Genomic DNA, 16,375 nt, shown 5'->3' on the forward strand with positions numbered 1-16,375 from the left:
GTTACATAACCATAAGTACATTCAAAACATGTTCAATAAGTTCTGTCAACATTATGACGATAGTGGCTAAACAGCATTATGACCAACCATTTTAACATGATTAATTTTAACGCGAATCATCGACATAGTAAATTTGTTATCAAGGTATAGATAAATAAATATTTCACAAGCTTAGCGCTTTCACGTACACTAATCAGTATTAGGAGTGGCCGACTATTTAGTTACCGCTCGTCAATAATGACTGATTAAACCATCATGGGAGGACCTGAAATTATGAAATTTATTGGGATTGTTGGGACTAATGCAACCAAATCCACTAACCGGCAGTTATTGCAATATATGCAACGGCATTTTCAACAACAAGCCACTGTTGAAATTTGTGAAATAAAAGATTTACCAGCTTTTAATGAAACGGAGGACCGGACGGCACCGGTTGCGATTCAGCAGCTTAGCGATAAAATCGTCGCAGCTGACGGGGTGATTTTTGCCACACCAGAATATGATCATTCAATTCCGGCGGCACTGAAAAGTGCAATCGAATGGCTGTCTTATACCACGCGGCCGTTAATCAATAAACCCGTCATGATTGTTGGGGCCTCCAATGGTTCGCTAGGAACGTCACGAGCACAGGCGCACTTACGCCAGATTTTAGAAGCGCCGGAATTAAAGGCATTAGTCATGCCAAATATTGAATACTTACTAGGCCGCTCACTACAAGCTTTTGATGATCAGGGTGACCTGACCTATCCGGATAAGGTTCAGGAATTAGACAATGCGTTTGGCGAATTCGTCGATTTTGTGGATTTGACGAATAAGATTATGCCATCGAGTCAGTTCTTCGAAAAAAGTAAGCAGTTCTCATGGCGACAAGTGACTGGGGAGGAATAGACATGAAATTTGTTGGAATTGTTGGCACGAACGCACGCCATTCTTATAATCGGATGTTACTGGAATTTATGCAACACCACTTTGCGACGCAGGCTGAAATCGAAATTTTAGAATTGGCTGATGTCCCAATGTTTGATGAATCGAACGATCAAACTGACAGTACCGTCATTCAAAAATTTGCCACCAAAATTGCGGCCGCTGACGGGGTTATCATTGCCTCACCGGAACACAATCATTCCGTGCCTTCCGCATTGAAAAGCATTATTGAATGGTTATCGTTCAAAATTCACCCATTAGATGGTCAAGCGGTGATGATTGTTGGCGCTTCATACAGCGTTCAAGGCTCATCGCGCGCGCAACTGCACCTGCGCCAAATTTTGGATGCTCCCGGCGTTAACGCCAGTGTTATGCCTGGTTCGGAATTCTTATTAGGTCGGGCCCAAACGGCTTTTGATGACCAGGGTAACTTAAAGGTTCAGGGCACTGTCGATTTCCTTGATAGTTGTTTTGCAAAATTTCAGAAATTTGCAACTATTGTGGCCGAGATGCGCGCACCAGAAGCCTTGAGCTTTGCCCCTGGAACGTATCAAGTGACGGCCACTGGTCATAATGGTGAATTGCCAATGCGGGTGATCCTCTCCGCTGACCGGATTGAAAATATCGAAATTGATACCAGTAGTGAAACGCAGGGGATTGCCGATGTTGCCTTTGAACGCATTCCTAAGGAAATTATCGCGGGGCAAACGCTAGCTGTTGATGCGATTTCTGGGGCATCAATTACTAGTCATGGGGTTATCGACGGGGTCGCCCGTGCGGTTAAAGAAGCTGGCGCCAATCCCGATGATTTGAAGAAACGGCGTGCGACTAAGCAAACAGTCCAATCAGCGGTCAAAGAAGTGACAACTGATGTCGTGGTAGTTGGTGCTGGTGGGGCTGGTTTGACGGCGGCGGCCAAAGTATTACAGGCTGGTCATCAAGCCGTTGTCTTAGAAAAGTTCCCAGCCGTGGGCGGTAATACCGTTCGTGCTGGGGGCCCCATGAACGCAGCTGATCCGGATTGGCAACGACAATTTGCAGCCTTGCCGGGTGAAAAGCAAACGTTGAAGGATCTGAGTGAGCGTGATGAAAGTACGATTGCTCCTGAATATCGGGCTGATTTTCGTGAATTGAAACAGCAGATTGAAGCATACCTGACTGCCAACACCAATCAGCAGGGCACCTTATTTGATTCAACCTTGTTACACCGGATTCAAACGTATTTAGGTGGTCAACGGACCGATTTGAATGGTCAAGAGATTCATGGTCAGTATGATTTGGTGAAAGAATTGACTGACAATGCCCTGGATTCAGTCAAGTGGTTACAATCGATTGGCGTGAAATTTGATGAAAGTCAAGTGACGATGCCAGTTGGTGCGATCTGGCGCCGTGGACATAAACCAATGGGCGATTTAGGCTTTGCTTACATTAAGACGTTGCGTGCCTTTGTTGAACAACAGGGTGGCACGATTATGACGGAAACCCCAGTGCAAGAATTATTGGTGACGGATGGGCAAGTTCGCGGGGTCATTGCGACTAATGTGGCTCATGAGAAAGTTATTATCCACGCTGATGCGGTGATTTTAGCTTCGGGTGGTTTCGCTGCGAATACTAAAATGTTACAAAAGTACAATACGTACTGGACGGCCATTGACGATGATGTCAAGACGACTAATTCACCGGCGATGACTGGTGATGGAATTCGGCTAGGAACTAGCGTTGGTGCAGCATTAGTGGGGATGGGCTTCTCACAAATGATGCCGGTATCTGATCCGGAGACTGGTGAATTATTCAGTGGGCTACAGGTGCCACCGGCTAACTTCGTGATGGTGAACCAGCAAGGGAAGCGATTTGTCAATGAGTACGGCAGTCGTGATGAGTTAACTCAGGCGGCCATTGATAATGGGAGTCTCTTCTATCTAATTGCCGATAATGAAATTAAAAAGACGGCCTACAACACGACACAAGCTAAAATTGACCAGCAGGTGGCGAATGGTACCTTGTTCCGTGCTGATACGTTGGCAGAGTTGGCGCAACAAATTGGCATGGACCCGGCGGTCTTGACTAAGACGATTGCAGACTACAATCGTTACGTTGATGCCGGTAAAGATCCTGAATTTCATAAGACGGCCTTTGATTTGAAAGTTGCCGTGGCACCATTTTACGCAACGCCGCGTAAACCAGCTACCCACCACACGATGGGTGGCTTGAAGATCGATACCGATGCCCACGTCTTAAATACGGACGGTCGGATTATCAACGGTTTATACGCGGCGGGAGAAGTAGCCGGCGGCATTCACGCAGGTAATCGGCTAGGTGGTAACTCGCTTAGTGATATCTTTACATTCGGTCGAATCGCGGCTGCTCATGCTGTCGCTGAGCACGTTGATTCGGTGACGGCCTAAGGTAATTGTTAAGTCACTGCGTTGGTTCAGTTTCGTTAGTGTATAATCGACCGTAGAGAGAAGCAAATCGACAAGGGAGATTATCATATGCAAAAACCAATGCCAGTCGCGGTGACGAATATCGCGGGTAATATTACGCATCAACCAGCTTATATGACGATTGTTTTAAATGATCATAAGTATTCGACTGCGCGTAAAAAGACGCCGTTTATCTTGAAAGCCTTAAATGAGGGTGCGGCTGCGCATGGGCGTTTGACGATCACGCCTAGTAGACTGAGTTTTGCTGATGAGCGCGGCCAAGTCTTTCAAACCTTGGCACCAACCCCCGCGGTTATCACGGATGTTCAACTGGGCTTATATCGGTCGATTGTGCGGCAACTGGGTAATGGCGTACGAATGAAGGCCCGCTATACGTTGGCGGTGACGTTAACTAGTGATACTGCCGCCTATCAAATGTTAAATACTGATTTGGCTGTTCTTAGACCGCTGTTGGCTTGGATCGCAGACTTTCATCTGCACTTAACCGATTCGTTACACTTGGCAACCGGTGACCTCGATTGGCCCAATTTGACAGCTGATCAATTTGAAGCATTGACAAAGGGCACCCCGTACTTTGCTTGGCAACAGACGATTGGGGCCCACTGGTAAAAAAGTTAAAAACTAAAAAAACGAAGCCAGACTTTCGAAAATTAAAGTGAACCCCTAAGGTTGGACACCAAATCTAACCTTGGGGGTTTTACTATGTCAAAATTTAATTTAGAACTTCGAATAAAGGTCGTTACTGAATACTTATCTGGTAAAGGTTCACCGTCTCTAGCTAAGAAGTATCGCATTAGCAATCATGCAATCATTCTGGGTTGGGTTCATCGATTTGAGCGGCGAGGTATTGAAGGTCTAAAAGACCGGTCAATGTCCCAAGAATATTCTAGTCAGTTCAAAGTCGATGTATTAAACTGGAGGAAACGAAATCAAGCTTCGCTTCCAGTGACTGCCTTACACTTTGACTTGTCGTCGCCAAGTACGATTTGGCAGTGGGAAAAACACTTCCAGGAATCTGGAATAGCGGGACTTGAGTGCAAACGAGGGAATCCTAAGACCATGGCCAAACACAAGCAGAACAACCCCAAACCTGAAAAACCACAGACTCCAGCCGCAGAATTGAAGCAGCTAAAACAAGAGAATCAAATGTTAAAAATAGAAAATGAATTCTTAAAAAAACTCGATGCCTTAGCACGAAAGAAGTCAAAACACACGAACTCATCGAACTAGTAGACGAGTTAAGGCAGAATTTTCAAGTTTCCATCAAACTAGTTCTTAAGGCTGTTCGTATTCCTCGCAGCACGTATTATTATGCTAAGGAGCATCGTGGTCGTAACTTAGATGATTCACAAATTATTCAGGCAATTGATGAGATTCGTCAACAAGATCCAAAATATACTCGGAAATACGGGTACCGACGAATAACCGGTGCTTTACATGACGCTTATGGCTTTAAAATCAATCATAAGCGGGTCTTACGGATTATGCGGGAACAAGACTGGCTATGTGGCGCCTTTAATCGGCAGAAACGAAAGTATAATTCTTACAAGGGAACTGTTGGCGTCATCGCCCCAAATCGACTTAAGCGACGATTCAAAACAGATCGGCCTTACCAGAAGTTAGTCACCGACGTCAGTGAATTTCGATATGGGAACCAAAGCCAAAATGAACGGGTTTATTTAGAACCAGTCCTCGACCTCTTCAATGGAGAGGTTCTGGCTTTCAATATCAGTGACCACCCGACCGTTGAATTCGCTTTAAAGCCTTTGAAAGAAGCCCTAAATCAAATACCGGTGTTAGATTATCGGACGACTGTCCATACTGACCAAGGGTTTCAGTATCAGCATCGCCACTGGCAAAACACGCTTAAAGAGCACCATGTATTTCAGAGTATGTCGCGTAAAGCCACTTGTCTCGACAACGCCGCCATGGAGTCGTTTTTTCACATTATGAAAGTCGAGGTTATGGATGAACATTTTGAGACCAAAACAGCGCTTATCGAAGCTATGAACGAATGGATAGACTTCTACAATCATCGGCGCATCAAAACAAAACTGGACGGCAAGTCCCCGATAAAATACCGGGAACTTACCGTCCAGAAAGCAGCTTAATAAAGTTGTCCAATTTTAAGGGTTCACTTTAAATATTCGAAAATCTGACTTCGTTTTTTATTATAAAATTTCTCCGACAAAGTCGCCTTGGGGCAATTGTTTGAAATCGTAAGTTTTGAAATCACGCACTTGTTTCGTATACCAATGCAAACTTTCAGTAATCATCAGGTTAACGGCCTCATCCTTTTCTTGCAAGGCCAGGATGGGCAAGTCGCGCATGGTGGCCACGCCCAGTTCGTAGGCAGTGCCAGAATCCAAGTTTTTGGCCTCGAAGTCTAAGACGGTCACGATGACTTGGGCGGCTGCAATCTGAGCCATATCACGGTGAAAAATTTCCGTGGCCCAAGTCTTGGTAAACTGTTCGGCTTGAGCGTCTTGGTGTAGACGTGGCGAATAAAAATCAGTGACCGTTGGATTTTGGGCGAGGGCTTCCTCAAGTTGAGTGACCCGCGTCACTTGTTCAGGACTGAAAAATGGACTAGCAATATAGATTTGTGCCATGAAAATACCCCTTAAAGTTAATTTAGTAAAAAAGACTAATGGCTTAATTTTAGAGAGTTTGAGGGCTAACGTCAATTCATTTTTAACTACTAAGCTAAGTTGCGTTGCAAATACTTATCATCGCTAGCAGCCGAAAATGGTTAGCACCGATGTCTTAACATTAAGTGAAAATGTGCTGCACCAAAGTTAGTGACTACGATCTGCTGGGCCCACAACCTAATTAAAGCGGAGTGGCTATCTGGTCAAGAGCCATTCGTTTGTAAATTTACCGATGACAACTTATTAATAACACTGATGAAAAAGATGGGCTTAATATGAGGTGATAATAGAGCGATTAAAGCTTTTAATTAACGTTCTAATTATCAATGTTGGTTGTGTTTGGAAGAGAGTGGAGGCGGTTTTATGCGAGTTAAATTGTTTTCAGTCCTACTAGGTCTGTTAACAGTTTTAGCAACAGTCTTAGTGTTAGGACGTACCGTGAAAGCAGATGTGATTCCGGCGACTGGTTTGACCGGGAGCGCGGCTGTAGTTACTGATCGTGATGGTAAGGTGATCACGGATACAAGTACGTTGAGTAAATGGGAGGATTTTACCGTTAAGTATGATTGGTCCGTACGTGATGGTCAGCCGATTGCTGCGGGTGATACGGCGACTGTTGAATTACCTGCTGGTACGGTGGCACCTGTCGATCTGAGTTTTCCATTGAAAGATGACAACGGTCGAGTCGTTGGTAATTTTACGATTAAAGCGGGTGAAACGTCCGGGGTGATTACTTTCAATGAGGCCTTGGCACAAACGGGGACGAACCGTGCCGGCGTGTTACAATTTTATGTTAAAGGAACCGCTGATTCTGACGTTCATTTTGATTGGAAACTCAATAAAATTGGCTGGATTGGGAGTTACGATGAGCAGGGGTTGCCCGCAACTTTAACGTGGAACATTGCCTTTAATCCGACTGGTCAAAATGTTGGAACGGTGGTTGTTAATGACACGCTGGGACCTAACCAAAGTTATATTCCAGGTTCAGTGGTTGCCCAGACCGGATCATATAATAATGCTGGGAATTTTGTGCAATCGGGTACCATTGTGCCAAAAGTTGTCGTTAATGGTAATCAATTGACTTTTACTTTCAGCAACGTCACAACTGCAGTTAACATGGTTTATAACAGCAAGCTGACTAAGGTTACTGAAGGAAGTAATAATTGGAATAACTCGGCATCCATGAACGGGACAACCGTCAGTGGCAATGTCAGTTATGGCGGTAACGGAACTGGTAATGGCGATAATCAGCTTGGTAGTGTAACGCTGACCAAGCAAGATGCAACGACTAAAGCAGCCTTAAGTGGTGCTGAATACCAGTTACTGGATAGTACTGGTGAAGTGATTCAATCTGGTTTGACTACCGATGAGAATGGTGATATTAATATTACCGATTTAATCCCTGGTCACTATCAATTCGTAGAGACTAAAGCACCCACGGGCTATACGTTGAATTCAACGCCTATTGATTTTACGATCGATGCTGATACGGTCACAACGCCGGTGAAAGTTGCGCAATTTGATGAAAAAGCGGTGGTTACTGGTTCAGTTATTTTAACTAAAACGGCTGCCAACGATGGTCAAGCATTGGCTGGAGCAACTTATGATTTGAAAGATGCCGCGGGACAGACGATTCGGCATGGGTTAGTGACTAACACGCTGGGACAAATTCAGATAGATGAACTAGCCCCCGGTCGTTATCAATTTGTTGAAACTAAGGCACCAGCAGGTTATGAGCTGAATCAGACACCGCTGGACTTTACCATTGTTAATGGTCAGACAGCAGCAGTGACAGTGAAGGCTACCGATCAGCCAGAACAGCCGGGAACAACGGCACCGGAGCAACCGGGAACAACGGAACCAGAACAGCCGGGAACAACGGAACCAGAACAACCGGGAACAACGGAGCCAGAACAGCCGGGAACGACAGCACCGGAACAACCGGGAACAACGGAGCCAGAACAACCGGGAACGACAGCACCGGAGCAACCGGGAACGACAACACCGGAACAGCCGGGAACAACTACTGGCCAACCGGCAGGCCCTGATAACGGCGCTAGTGATGCAAGTGCAAGCATACCAAATGGTCATAATCAAGTGAGTTCAAACGGACATGGCACATTAGGGCTGCCAGCGGACCAAGCCGGTCAAACTTCACAGGCAACCACGTTACCACAGACGAATGAGAGTCATCAGAGCTTAATCATTGCAGTATTGGGACTTGCCTTATTGTTACTAATGATTGTATGGGTACCTTTTAAATAAGGTATTGGTTGCCTTGAATTAGTTTGAAACTAGAGAAGTAAGTGGGATAAAAGTCATGGTTTTGTAGCATTAACGTGAATTTGGCGATTATTTCTAGGCTTGAAATCGTCATCGGATTGACGTTGAGCAGAACGAATTGACTTTTGGCGCACACTACGGCACTAATACCGTGGAAAACAAAAACGCGTAAATTACTCAGTGAAGTGATTTGAGTAATTTACGCGTTTTGCATTTGTGTCCCAGCCCGGTTATTTTTGGAATCTTAAGCTTAGTTGTTAGATAGTGTATTAAAAGTAAATTGGTTGTTAATACTAGCTGGAACAACTATTCAAACGTCAATCGCTGCCGCAATGCCGGCCGATAAAATAGTACGGCAATCGGAAACTGAATAGTGGGTGATGTGCGCGAACTAATCTTGATGTGGTTGAATAATCGTGAGTAGTCCCCCCATGACTAGGACGATTATCAACGTGGCTAATAGGTATGATAAGTCAATTTTATCAATGCCTAACCCAGTTAAGGATAAGCTAACTGTAATCAAGCAATTGATCGTAATTGCAACAGCTACAGGAACACTAGGTCGTTGCCGCCAAAATGGTTTGGTTGAACGGGTCATTAAAATCGTGAGCATTGCACTAAAAATCAAGTAACAATATAACACCGTACTGATTTGTCCCGGCGTCAAGCCGAGACGAGTTGTTTCATACAGTACGCCCATTCCAAGTGTCGTCCACCCAATGGCTAAGACACCGGCAACTTTACTTAGGCGACGTAGGTTCCAATGTTCGGGATGGTGAGTAATATTTGTGCGATCGGTCCCCAAGACGAGTGTGACACAATCATTCAAAATGGCTACTAGGATCATGGCATTGAGACTTAACGGAATTGAGCGCCAAATCAGAAAACCAAATGTTAGTAGCATCGTTAATTCAGCCGTTCGTGATAGCTTGGTAATGGTCCAAGTCATCATACGCTGATAGACACGGTGGCCACTATCCAAAATCTGAATAATTGGTGTTAGACCTGGGGTAAGCAAGACGAGTTTGGCTGAACGTTTGGCGAGGTCAACCGCATTTTGAACTGCAATTCCCACATCAGCCTGCTTTAAAGCCGGCGCATCATTGACACCATCGCCGGTCATGCCAACTACGTAACCCATTTTTTGAAATCGTTGGACAATCGCTAATTTGTTTTCTGGAACGACTTCGGTAATCCCTGCCAATTGTTGTGGATCCGTGTTGGCAGTCAAGGTATTAAATGGTGTGACGTTACCGGTTAACCCAACTTGTTTCGCAACTGAGGTCGCCGTTTTTTGGTTATCACCGGTCAGCATGATGACCTTGACCCCACGCTTAGTGATGTTTTGGAGTGCCTGCAGACTGTCAGACCGTGGTTGGTCCTTGACAATGAATAGGCCAACTAATTGATCATTGATCAATAGTGCAACGGTGCGACCGCTACCAAAGTCGATTTGATTGGTTAGTTTTGGCGCGTTGTGATCCAATTGATACAGACGTTGATAAGCCCCTAGTTTGACATTAATAGGTCGATTGGCCATGATGGTTCCTTCAGAATAACCACGTTGGGAATTGAAGGATTCAAAATGTGCCGGCGCCTGTACGGGAATGGCCTGTTGCCGGGCGTAATTAAGAATCGCCGCATCAATGACACTTGTATTTTGCTGATTGGTGGCACTGGTTGCCCAGCGAATTAACGCTTGGTCCGAATACTTAGAAAAGTTGTGCAGTGCCACGACCTTGGGTTGATTAGTAGTGATGGTGCCCGTCTTGTCAATCAACAACAAGTTGAGATTGGCGGCAGCTTGAATACCTGATAAATCACTAACTAAGATATGTGCTTGACCTAATTGTTTGGCTTCCACTGAGTTGGCGACTGCAAAGCTAGAAGGCATTGCAATCGGAATCGTTGCGATAAACAACATAGCTAGAAATGGTAACATTGTGATCAGGTTAGTGCCACGTATCAGTGCGGTGAGTACCAAGATGATAACGAGCACCGTGTCTAAGATTGCCAAGTAGTCAATGATTTTACTGAGTAATTTCTGAAGTTGGCCGGGTGCCGCTGATTGATTGATCAAGCTGATCGTTTTGCCAGAGCGGCTATTTTTACCCGTACTAATGATGACTGCTAAGCCGTGTCCACTCTTAATCTCAGTACCAGCATAGACGATATCACCGGCTTGGTGGCGAATTGTACGGGATTCACCACTAATACTGCTCTCGTCAACTTCTAGTGTGCCATCCAGTAGTTGAACGTCTGCGGGTAAAAGCTCTCCGTTATTAAGGCTAATAACATCATTGGGAACGATTTGAGTTGCTGAGATATGCTGCCATTGATTGTTTCGCTTGACAGCAACGGTTAGCGTTAACTTATTCGTTAAGGTTTTGAGAACTTTATCGGCGCGCCAGGCTTGAATTGCACCTGTGACGGCCGCAAATAGGAGCATTAAAACAATAAAGCCAGCTTGAAGTGTTTTCCCTAGCAGAATTTCAACGAGTAGGGCGGCTTCAAGAATCCAAGCTGATGGTTCCCAGAGCCGGGTAAGGATGGCATGGGCAAAGTTAAATTGTTGCTGAGGAACCACGTTACGGCCGTATTTTTTAAACGTTCCTGGACCTCGATCGTTGTGAGTCCGGTTAGCATATCTATGGGTGCTTGCATGATTAACCACCTCCGCTCGATTGTTTGCGACGGACTTGTTTAGAGGTCGTAATCGACGCTATCTGGAAAATGTGCTAAACGGGTGCCCGTCGTGCCAAGTTCTTCTTCAATTCGCAATAATTGATTGTATTTTTCAACACGTTCTGACCGGGCTGGTGCGCCAGATTTAAGTTGAGCCGTCCGAGTTGCAACTGTAAAATCAGCTAGGAAAGTATCACCAGTTTCACCAGAACGATGCGACATCATCGTGGCATACCCGTTTTTGCGTGCTAAGCGAATTGCCGTGAGCGTTTCAGTAACGGTCCCAATTTGATTTAGTTTGATTAGAAACGCGTTGGCCATGCCCATCTTGATGGCTTTTGCAAATAACGTGGGATTAGTGCAGACGTTATCATCCGTCACGATTTGAACCTGATCACCATATTTTTTAGTGAATTTGACAAAGTTCTCCCAATCATCCTCGCTGTAAGGATCTTCGATAGAAATGATTTCAGGAAATTGGGCCAGTAATTTGGCATAGTAATCACTTAAAGCATCTGGTGAGAGGTGCTGGCCTTCAAAGTCATATTGTTTAGTTTGAGTATTATAGAAGTAGGAAGCGGCGGCGTCAAAAGCAATCGCAATCTCTTTGCCAGGAACGTAGCCAGCTTGTACAATCGCATTGTGTAACATTTGTAGCGCGGCTTCTGAGTTATCTAGGTCGGGGGCGAACCCACCTTCGTCGCCTAGGCCAGTTGTATAGCCAGCTTTTTCAATGACTTTTTTTAACGTATGGTAGGTATTCACAATCTTTTCAAAGCCATCCCGAAAGCTAGAACGGTCTACGGCAGTGATCATGAATTCTTGAATGTCGATCCCATTGTCAGCGTGTTCGCCACCATTGATAACGTTATGAAATGTTTGTGGTAATTCTAGGTCTGTGCCACCGAGATACCGGTAAAGCGGCTGGTGAGTTTCAGCGGCTGCAGCCCGGCAAGTTGCCATTGAGACGCCTAGAATCGCATTAGCACCTAGACGTTCTTTGTTAGGCGTTCCATCCAAATCAATCATGATCTGGTCGACTTGAGCTTGATTAAACGGACTAACCCCATGTAAAGCGTCGTTGATTTCTGTATTAACATTATTGACGGCTTTAGTGGTGCCTTTACCTTGAAGTCGTTGACCACCGTCGCGTAATTCAACGGCTTCGTTAGCGCCGGTTGATGCCCCTGAGGGTACTTCAGCACGACCAAGTGTGCCATCGGATAAAATCACATCGGCCTCGACCGTTGGATTACCTCGTGAATCAAAAACCTCGCGTGCTTTAACAACATCAATTACAACTGACATTTTGAAAACCCCTTTCAAATTTGGCTACCAAGTTGATAAAAAAAGACGTCTACTTTCAAGAAGCCCCATTAGGAGACTTCTTGAAAGTAGACGTCATCAAATTGATAATCAATTAGTTACGGCGAACGTCATCACCATTTATTTTTAACGGTTACAGCATACCGCGCTTGAAAAATAAACACAAGTGTTTCTCAGCCATAAATTTAAAACCCTTGATAATTAGCGGATGCGAAAAGTTAATCAAGTTAAGCAACGGCACCGGTTACATAAAAGTGGCTAGGAGGGGGCGTTGGCTTGCAATATCATTATTTAAATTCGAAATTGGATGTTCAAATTATAATAATGATGATAGTAGTGGGATGATTAGATACCTGAAATTAGTGCACTGGTTGGCGTGTGAAATTTTATAGACAATTTGTACGCTTCATGATAATCGTGCGCTGTGACCCCGTGATTGAGTTCGGATAATTTGTTAATGATTGGTACTGAAATCGTTGCTTTGTTTGAATTGCGAGGAAGATATTGGTACTATCAGTTTGAACCATTAAGTCGTGTGACCACTGACAGTTGCTTAGGTCAACGATCGGGTGGTTGCGTTAATGATCAAAGTAATATTAGCGCGTTGAGCCTTTGAAGGTTGCGATGTCAGGCATTAATGGTTATAAAATTAGTTGTGTATATTTGTGGGGGCAGGTGTACATGTAATTGATGGTATGGCAGTGTTATCTGAATTCTTTTCAGTAAATGTCCAGTTGGGATTACTATCGAGGAGGGCTGACAATCCTGAAAAGTGCAAATTACAATTATTATTTCGTAAAATTATTTGAGTAATATGGGGGTATTATCATGCAAAATCCACGGTTAACGATTATTGTGCCTTGTTATAACGAAGAAGCAGTGCTACCTAAGTCCGCCCAAGTCTTGGATGGTATCTTGACGAAGTTGATCCAACACAAACAGGTCAATGAAGAGAGTAAGTTATTATTTGTTGACGATGGTAGTCAAGATAAGACTTGGACACTGATTAAGTCGCTTGAGAAACAGCACTCAACCGTGACTGGCCTTAAGTTTAGTCGTAATTTTGGTCACCAAAACGCGTTGATGGCTGGGATGCAGGTCGCTAGCCCGACTGCTGATATGGTCATTACGATTGATGCTGATTTGCAAGATGATCCACAAGTGATTCCGGAAATGGTGGCACGCTATCGTACTGGTAGTGATATTGTATTAGGCGTCCGTAACGATCGTGGTAGCGATTCGCCTTTCAAACGATGGACTGCGGACGGCTTTTATCGGCTGATGAATCGTATTGGTGTACAACTAGTGCCCAATCACGCTGATTTTCGATTACTTAGTCAACGGGCAGTTCAGGCACTATTAGCCTATGAGGAAACCAATCTATTCTTGCGTGGAATCGTACCACAGCTAGGGTTTCCAACAACTAAACTTTATTATCACCGCCAACCACGTTTTGCAGGTGTTTCAAAGTATCCGTTGCGTAAGATGTTGGCCTTTGCTTTTGATGGCATCACGTCATTTTCAATCGCACCGATTAAAGTAATTTTATTGTTAGGCATGGTGATTAGTGGCGGTAGTTTGCTTATGATGTTGTATGCGTTAGTACAAGGATTACTAGGGACCGCAACGAGTGGCTGGTCCTCACTCATGACAAGTCTATGGTTTTTAGGTGGGATGCAATTGATTGGTATTAGTATTGTTGGCGAATATGTGGGTAAAATTTTTGCGGAAGTAAAGCACCGGCCCCGCTATATTATTGAAACGGATGATTACACGGCGACTCAACAGCCGGCCATCATAGAGTCACAACGGGTGCACGGATGAAGGCTCTGGTTAGGAGTGTCAATTGGCTGGCAGCAGCGGTACTCGTTGTTGCCATTGGCTTTGCCTGGTTACAGCCCATTCGCTTTTTTGGTAATCCTGATTGGGCCTCACCAATCGTTCAGTTTGCAATGGTACTGGGGTTACTGGTCATTATCAATGTGGTATGGCAGTGGTTGTGCCAGTTACCGGATCGACAGTACCGCTGGCTATTGATTAGTCTAGTAGGCTTAATCATCATGATCCAGGGCTTGATTGCCATCAATTTTGTAGACGTCGCGCGGGCCGATCCATTCTACGTTCGGCAACAAGCGTTGCGATTGGCTCAAGGCAGTCAACACTGGCAACATTATTTTATGATTTATCCGAACAATGTGAACTTTACGTTATTAGAAGCTAGCCTGATCAAACTACTTTTGAGGTTCACCCAGATACCATGGTCAATTCTGAATGTCCTCCGGTTTATCTGGATCGATACTGGACTGATTAGTGGGCTATATTTATTAAGACGCTGGCACTACTGGCAACCAGGTGCCGTTGCTTTAAGCTTGATGTGGTTGGTCAGTGTTCCAGTAGTCGCATTTGGTCTGTTTGCATATACGGATGGGCTTGTCTTGCCCCTAGTCTTGGATAGTCTAGCTTTGCTGACATTGGGATTGCGGCTGACAGTCTGGCAACGCTGGAGTATTTTGATTAGTGATGGGCTTCTGGTTGCGCTAGGTGTTGTTATGAAGACCAACTTGATTATTCTCTGGGTAGCACTTGGGTTGATTGGCCTGGTTTTGTGGTGGCAACACCAATTTACGGGACGACAGTTATGCGGTTGGTTGATCAGTTTAGTTATGACGATCGGCTTAATCTTTAGTGCGATGCATGCCGCTCAACAGCAGGCGGGCTATACGCGTCAGGCCGATGCGGCGCTACCCGCAACGAGTTGGATTGCGATGAGTTTGAATCCTAAAGGTGATGGTCAGTACCGTCATGATGATTTTGAACGCGTCAATCAAGCTCCCACGGCAACCGCCAAGCAACAACAGACGCAGCAAATGATTCAGCAACGGTTGCATCAAATGGGGGTGACCGGGACACTGGTTCATTTTCTGAAAAAATTGCGGGTGTTTTGGGCTACTGGGGATTTTGACAGTTTTAAGTTAACGACCCAGTGGATTCAGGCCCCACGGTGGTATTTGAATCATCAACGGCAACTGCAATTCTGGTTGGTTTTGATGACCCAGACGATCTATTTGACGATGTTAGTACAAGGTGTCGTAGCGTTGTTGAAGCGCTGTGATTGGCCAGTGACGTTGTTGGCGTTGACCATCCTAGGGTTGACAGCTTTTCACGTTGTCATTTGGGAAGTGGAAGGTCGCTATGCGCTGCCATTGTTACCGGGAGTGATGTTACTCAGTATTCTTGGTGGTCGTGAGCTACCAACGTGGCACTTTAGCCAACCAATTCGGCGACAGTTGACATGGCTAGCGGTTATCATGGCTACCGTTAGTGTCGTCAGTTTGTGGCAAACGAGTCAAACGACGCGAGTCAATGACGTTGTTCTTGGTAGCCAGGGCAATGGGACGTATGTTGAATCAATGACACAAACACTGCGTCCAGGTCACAGTGTTCAAATGACACTAGTGACGGGTGGCCGCAATAACGTCTTACAATTGAAACCAATAGCGTCACGGGGAGTCGTCACAATTTCGTTGATCAAGGGAGAGCGGACTGTGCAACGTTGGCGGGGACCTGCTAATAAATTAGCAACGTTAAATTACCCGATGACTGCCGCGGGACGGATGCGGGTAGTGGTTCGCAATACCGGTAAGCATTCCGTGACTTATGGTGTCATGACGGCCAATTACAGTCCAGTGACTGGCCGGGTAACTGCCAAGCAACACGATTATTTGCAGTACGTGGTGAAGCGGCATACGTCTAAGCCGCAAACGCTAACGACTGGGACGATTAGTTTGGCGGTTGTTTTATTGATGCTGGTGGCAACTAGTCTAGCGTTGCATCGATTACGACCAGCAACCGAAGCATAAATAGTGAAACGGGACCCTTAACGGCTGGTGCTTACCCCTTTGGTTAAGGGGGGTATTAACGGTAGACACGGGCAATGCTTTTCGAAATTAAAGTGACAGCCCTTGCCTAGCTATATCGCAAAAGTCGCTCCTACTAGTTAGTGCTGGGCTAATTCATTGGCCTTAAAATTGGGAGACTAAAAACCACCGTCTTACTGAGAAT

At 45.2% G+C, this 16,375-nt stretch carries 10 protein-coding genes, 1 pseudogene and 1 riboswitch; of the genes and pseudogenes, 8 read left to right on the top strand and 3 right to left on the bottom strand.

Features of this window, described 5'->3' with window-relative positions:
- Positions 1 to 273: 273 nt before the first annotated feature.
- From LP667_RS05815 to LP667_RS17005, 5 genes are all read left to right on the top strand, one after another.
- Entirely contained in the window at positions 274 to 888 is a 615-nt protein-coding gene (locus tag LP667_RS05815; protein ID WP_021731384.1) for an NADPH-dependent FMN reductase, read from the top strand.
- 2 nt (positions 889 to 890) lie between these two features.
- Positions 891 to 3,329, top strand: coding sequence for a flavocytochrome c (locus LP667_RS05820; protein ID WP_056988701.1), 2,439 nt, complete (start codon positions 891 to 893; stop codon positions 3,327 to 3,329).
- 87 nt (positions 3,330 to 3,416) lie between these two features.
- Positions 3,417 to 3,977 (top strand): hypothetical protein, encoded by a 561-nt coding sequence (locus LP667_RS05825; RefSeq protein WP_021731386.1) that lies wholly within the window; start codon positions 3,417 to 3,419, stop codon positions 3,975 to 3,977.
- A gap of 93 nt (positions 3,978 to 4,070) precedes the next feature.
- On the top strand, positions 4,071 to 4,598 hold the full coding sequence (locus tag LP667_RS17000) for a helix-turn-helix domain-containing protein (protein ID WP_054519414.1): 528 nt from the start codon (positions 4,071 to 4,073) through the stop codon (positions 4,596 to 4,598).
- Positions 4,589 to 5,479: an IS3 family transposase gene (locus LP667_RS17005; RefSeq protein WP_056988819.1), complete on the top strand. Its 891-nt coding sequence runs from the start codon at positions 4,589 to 4,591 to the stop codon at positions 5,477 to 5,479. Before LP667_RS17000 ends, LP667_RS17005 begins: the two co-directional genes overlap by 10 nt.
- 60 nt (positions 5,480 to 5,539) lie before the next feature.
- Here the strand turns inward: LP667_RS17005 and LP667_RS05835 are convergent, their stop codons facing one another.
- The gene (locus tag LP667_RS05835; protein WP_021731387.1) at positions 5,540 to 5,980 is read right to left on the bottom strand and encodes a nucleoside 2-deoxyribosyltransferase; all 441 of its coding nucleotides are present in this window, start codon (positions 5,978 to 5,980) and stop codon (positions 5,540 to 5,542) included.
- 402 nt (positions 5,981 to 6,382) lie between these two features.
- On the opposite strand from LP667_RS05835, the gene LP667_RS05840 reads away from it, so the two are divergent.
- Positions 6,383 to 8,284 (top strand): SpaA isopeptide-forming pilin-related protein, encoded by a 1,902-nt coding sequence (locus LP667_RS05840; RefSeq protein WP_056988589.1) that lies wholly within the window; start codon positions 6,383 to 6,385, stop codon positions 8,282 to 8,284.
- Positions 8,285 to 8,693: 409 nt separating this feature from the next.
- Here LP667_RS05840 and LP667_RS05845 read toward each other — a convergent pair.
- Positions 8,694 to 10,948: pseudogene (locus tag LP667_RS05845) on the bottom strand (HAD-IC family P-type ATPase).
- A gap of 57 nt (positions 10,949 to 11,005) precedes the next feature.
- A complete protein-coding gene (eno, locus tag LP667_RS05850) occupies positions 11,006 to 12,295 on the bottom strand; it encodes a phosphopyruvate hydratase (RefSeq protein WP_021731391.1) in 1,290 nt (429 codons plus the stop codon).
- An 80-nt stretch (positions 12,296 to 12,375) separates the two neighbouring features.
- Positions 12,376 to 12,440: riboswitch (Fluoride riboswitch) on the bottom strand.
- Positions 12,441 to 13,141: 701 nt separating this feature from the next.
- Here eno and LP667_RS05855 point away from each other — a divergent pair.
- Together LP667_RS05855 and LP667_RS05860 are read left to right on the top strand one after the other, a co-directional pair.
- The gene (locus LP667_RS05855; protein WP_021731393.1) at positions 13,142 to 14,137 is read left to right on the top strand and encodes a glycosyltransferase family 2 protein; all 996 of its coding nucleotides are present in this window, start codon (positions 13,142 to 13,144) and stop codon (positions 14,135 to 14,137) included.
- Entirely contained in the window at positions 14,134 to 16,173 is a 2,040-nt protein-coding gene (locus tag LP667_RS05860) for an integral membrane protein (RefSeq protein WP_021731394.1), read from the top strand. The genes LP667_RS05855 and LP667_RS05860 overlap by 4 nt, the downstream gene beginning before the upstream one ends.
- The last annotated feature ends 202 nt before the right edge of the window (positions 16,174 to 16,375 follow it).

Origin of the sequence: Lactiplantibacillus paraplantarum (genome assembly GCF_003641145.1) — a bacterium.
Lineage (GTDB): Bacteria > Bacillota > Bacilli > Lactobacillales > Lactobacillaceae > Lactiplantibacillus > Lactiplantibacillus paraplantarum.